This window comes from Accumulibacter sp., assembly GCF_029255285.1.
In the GTDB taxonomy this organism is placed as follows: Bacteria; Pseudomonadota; Gammaproteobacteria; order Burkholderiales; family Rhodocyclaceae; genus Accumulibacter.
Genome location: NZ_JAPUVI010000056.1, coordinates 1 through 3,884, shown reverse-complemented (window position 1 = coordinate 3,884; position 3,884 = coordinate 1). Strand labels below are relative to the sequence as shown.

The 3,884-nt window shown below is 67.1% G+C and carries 5 protein-coding genes; 4 read left to right on the top strand and 1 reads right to left on the bottom strand.

Translation table 11 applies throughout. The features are described 5' to 3' along the window. Both Q1M07_RS07900 and Q1M07_RS07895 read left to right on the top strand, forming a co-directional pair. A partial coding sequence (locus tag Q1M07_RS07900) for an NnrU family protein (protein ID WP_300452785.1) occupies positions 1-239 on the top strand: 239 nt, incomplete at its 5' end. A 15-nt stretch (positions 240-254) separates the two neighbouring features. Then, the gene (locus Q1M07_RS07895) at positions 255-1,718 is read left to right on the top strand and encodes a vanadium-dependent haloperoxidase (protein ID WP_034916767.1); all 1,464 of its coding nucleotides are present in this window, start codon (positions 255-257) and stop codon (positions 1,716-1,718) included. On the opposite strand, the gene Q1M07_RS07890 is transcribed toward Q1M07_RS07895, so the two are convergent. Continuing rightward, entirely contained in the window at positions 1,639-2,298 is a 660-nt protein-coding gene (locus Q1M07_RS07890) for a hypothetical protein (RefSeq protein ID WP_300452782.1), read from the bottom strand. The genes Q1M07_RS07895 and Q1M07_RS07890 overlap by 80 nt on opposite strands. 226 nt (positions 2,299-2,524) lie before the next feature. On the opposite strand from Q1M07_RS07890, the gene Q1M07_RS07885 reads away from it, so the two are divergent. Then, the gene (locus tag Q1M07_RS07885) at positions 2,525-3,349 is read left to right on the top strand and encodes an RHS repeat domain-containing protein (RefSeq protein WP_034916762.1); all 825 of its coding nucleotides are present in this window, start codon (positions 2,525-2,527) and stop codon (positions 3,347-3,349) included. A gap of 33 nt (positions 3,350-3,382) precedes the next feature. Then, a complete protein-coding gene (locus Q1M07_RS07880) occupies positions 3,383-3,778 on the top strand; it encodes a hypothetical protein (RefSeq protein WP_034916759.1) in 396 nt (131 codons plus the stop codon). The last annotated feature ends 106 nt before the right edge of the window (positions 3,779-3,884 follow it).

Below are 3,884 nucleotides of genomic sequence, written 5' to 3'. Positions count from 1 at the left end.
CATTGGCACATCTGCTGGCCAACGGCAGTCTGGCCGACGCGACCCTGTTCGGCGCCTTCCTCGTCTGGGCCGTGGCGAGTTTCGTCTCGTTGCGGCGCCGCGACCGGATTGCCGGACGGACCTACCCGGTGCGCGGCTGGGCCAGCGATGCGCTGGTGCTCGGCATTGGCCTCGTCAGCTGGCTGGGCTTTGCCTTCTACGGCCATGCCTGGCTGATCGGCGTAAAGCCTTTCGGCTAACGCAGGCTCACCCTGGTGGGTTTGATCCGCGCGCTCGCCGGTGTTGGCCTATGCCTGCTATTCTGCGTCGCTGGCCTGGCGGTGGAACTGCCTCGCGGCGCGGATTCCGCAGGTCCGCTGACCGACCCGAGCCATTGGCGGAAGTGGCTGCCCGAGATCTCCGACGCCGCTGACGTCAGCCTGCCGGTAATCGCCCCCTTGCCGCCGCTGACGATGGCGACCTCTGATCCGATCCGCCAGCGTTTCATGGATCAGGCGCTCGTGCAGAAGTGGGCAAGCGGGCCCGCGTCGCTGCCCTGGAACCGTCTTGCCCTCGAACTGATCGTCAAATATCAGCAGAACCCGCTGCGCGCGGCGCGCGTGCTCGCACACCTGCACGCGGCGGCCCATGACGCCATCGTCGGTCTGGCGGCGACGAGCAGCGAGGAAGCCGCCCAGGCGGTGGCCGTGCATGCAGCGGCGGCGGGCGTACTGGCGCATTTCTACCCGCGAGAATCGCCGGGGCGCCTGGAAGCGATCGGCATCGGCGCGATCCTGGCCGTCGCCGCCAGCGCACGGATGTCGCCGCAGACGCTCGATTTGGCGCGCGCAGCCGGCCGCCGCGCCGCCACCGCGGCGATCCGGCGGGCCCTCGACGATGGCGGCGATGCGACCTGGAACCCGGCGGACCGTCCGCCTCCCGCTCCACGTATCTGGCGCGCCGCACCACCGCTCAATCTCGCCAATCCGGGCGAGCCGCTGGCCGGTAAATGGCGAACCTGGGCGCTGGTTGACGGCAGGGAGATGCAGCCGCCACCGCCGCCGCCCTTCGGCAGCGAGCGCTACTGGGAAGAAGCGCGCGAGGTGCTGCGGGTAGCGCGCCGCTTGAGCGTCGAGCAGAAGCGCATCGCCGACGAGTGGAACCTCGACCGGGGTTCGGTGACGCCGCCGGGAGTCTGGAATCGCAAGGCGATGCAGTGGGTGTCCCAGCGCGCCCTGGGCACGGCCGAGACCGCGCGCGTGTTCGCCGCGCTCAATGTGGCGATGGCGGATGCGCTCATCGCCTGCTGGCAGGCGAAGTTCGAACACTGGAGCGTGCGGCCGGTCAACGTCATCCGCGAGAAGCTCGATCCGGACTTTCTGCCCTGGTTATTCACGCCACCGTTTCCGAGCTACGTCTCGGGTCATGCGGCAGTTTCCAGCGCGGCTGCCGAGGTGCTCGCCGCTTACTTTCCGGAGCAGGCCGACGAGTGGCGAGCCGCCGCCGACGAGGCGGCGATGTCGCGCCTGTACGGCGGCATCCACTTTCGTAGCGACAACAGGGGCTGCGACTCGGCCGCCGGGTCGGTCGACGCGTGCTCGAGCGCAGCCTTGGACATGACCGCCTCCCGGCAGGCGGTGAGCCGGCGCTTCCTGCCGTTCAGTAGGCGAGGTGGCCGACTTGTCCGAACACTTCGCCGCAGCGCGCGCGCACGGCGACGAGCACGGGACTGGCGATGACCGCTGGCGTCACGACGGCGGGTTCGCTCGTCTCCAGCCGGAAAAGCAGCCTGCCGTCGATCGCCTCGTAGCTGAATATCTCGTAGCCGCCGGCACCGGGGGTCGGTGCCCAGCGGATGCGCTTTTCACCCGCATCAAGCGAATCAAGGGTCAGACTACTGACCGCGCAGGCAGAGCGCGCGTCGATCAGGAAGCGGTGCTCGCGGGCAGGCGATGACGCCGGTGGCGCACCCTCCGGGCACAGGCTCGTGACGCGCACGCTGACCAGCGCCAAGCCATCGGCCAGTGCCTGGGGCGGCAGGAAACGGGTGTCGTTGACGAGGCTGTCGATGCTGGCCAGGGTCCGGCCTTCCGGTTCGCGGCTGACGAGCTGGAGGCGATAGCTTGACACACCGGCGGCCGCACGCCACGAGATCATCGGTCTCGTCGAGGATTCGCGCGACCCCTGCGCCGGCGTGACGATCGCTGGATTGAGGCACGGCAGCCCGGCGAGCGCGGGCGACGCCAGCCCGACGCCGGCGAGGCATACCGCCGCCCGTGCCACAGGCCGACCGTATAGGGAAACGTGCAGGCTTGCCATGACCTTCCGAGATCGGGGCCGTGCCCACCTGATGCGGCCAATGCCCTGAAAACGCTTGATCTGTTGGTGAATTGGCGCTATGGTACCCCCAATGCCGATAAGGAAGGGAGTTCTTTCGGTATCCGTCACAACACAGTGCATCAAGCCTCGCGCGGCATCGGCGGGGCGACGATAGAGACAAGGGGAGGGCGCCTTGCGGATTGTCGGCTGGATGAGGGTGGCTGCCATGCTGCTGTGGGCGGCGACCGGGATTGCGGGCACCGAGCGCTTCGACTACGACGCGCTTGGCCGCCTCGTCCGCCACATCGACTCTCCCGGCACGGTGACCGAATACGTCTACGATGGCGTCGGCAATATCCTTGAAGTGCGCCGCTCGCTTGAAACGGGCCCGCCGGTGGTCAGCACGGTTCTGCCCGCCAGCGTGCGTCGTGGTCAGTCGGTGCGCATCGCCCTCACCGGCAGCCGGCTGTCCGGCGCCCGCGTCGCCACTTCCGACCCCGAACTCGACATCAGTTCCCTGACGGCCGCGGCGACCGGCGTCAGCTTCACCTTGAGCGCGTCCGCCGCGGCAGCGCTCGGCGCGCGGGTGTTCACGGTATCCACCTCGACCGGCAACACGATCTTCTCGCTGATGATCGAGCCGCAGGTGCCGACGCTGAGCTTCGCGCCGTGGCCGGTGACGCTGAAGGCCGGGCAGACGCAGGAGGTGACGTTGACACTGTCGAACCCCGACAGCGTGGCGCACAGCCTGTCGCTGGCCATCGCCAACACCGCCGTTGCATCGGTTTCGCCCGCCAGCATCACCCTGTCGCCCGGCCAGACCAGCGCGGTGTTTAGTGTCTCGGCGATTGCCTCGGGTGTTACGGCGTTGAACATCGGCTCGCCGACGCTGGCGCCGACGGCGGTCGGCATTTATGTTTCGGCGCCGTTCGCTGGTGAGAGCGCTGCTTACGCGCCGTTGGTAGGCGTATTGCGGCCCCAGGCGCCTGGCACGCCTGCAAATCCGGCAGTATTCATGGCAACGCCCAACGTCGGTGTGCAGCGCGAATGACGAAGCTCGGTCTATTCGAGAGGACAAGGTGAAATGAAACGGACGATCATTGATTTGGCAGGCATTGCACTCGGGTTCGCGCTGCTGTCTTGTACGGCTTTGGCTTTCGATAGTGGCAGTACGGGTGTGGATGGCGATTTCAACCCGCCAGTGACCATTGAGGTTCCGCTGCCGCCGAGCGGCGTGTTCAACTTTCGCAGCGTCAATATCCCCCTCGGTGTAACCGTGACTTTCAGGCGCAACGCCACCAACACGCCAATTGTCATGCTCGTTCAGGGCGACGTGACGGTTGCGGGAACGATCGACATCAGTGGCAAACCTGGCGCTGATGTTGGACCGGCGGGGGACGGCAACCGCGCGGACGACGGGACGCCGGGCCAGGGTGGCCCCGGAGGGTTTGACGGCGGCTATGGAACGCCCACGAAATAACTTCCCGGTTTTATGCTGTTGAATTTGGCAGGATGGTGTAATTCCATGGGGGCAGTAGTGCATCGGCGACGATGCGCAGGGATGCCTTGAGATCAAGCGCCGCTTT

Bases quoted from the DNA above. Each gene is read 5' to 3' on its own strand.
- Q1M07_RS07885 (WP_034916762.1), top strand. From the start codon at position 2,525: ATGCTGCTGTGGGCGGCGACCGGGATTGCGGGCACCGAGCGCTTCGAC.
- Q1M07_RS07890 (WP_300452782.1), bottom strand. From the start codon at position 2,298: ATGGCAAGCCTGCACGTTTCCCTATACGGTCGGCCTGTGGCACGGGCG.
- Q1M07_RS07880 (WP_034916759.1), top strand. From the start codon at position 3,383: ATGAAACGGACGATCATTGATTTGGCAGGCATTGCACTCGGGTTCGCG.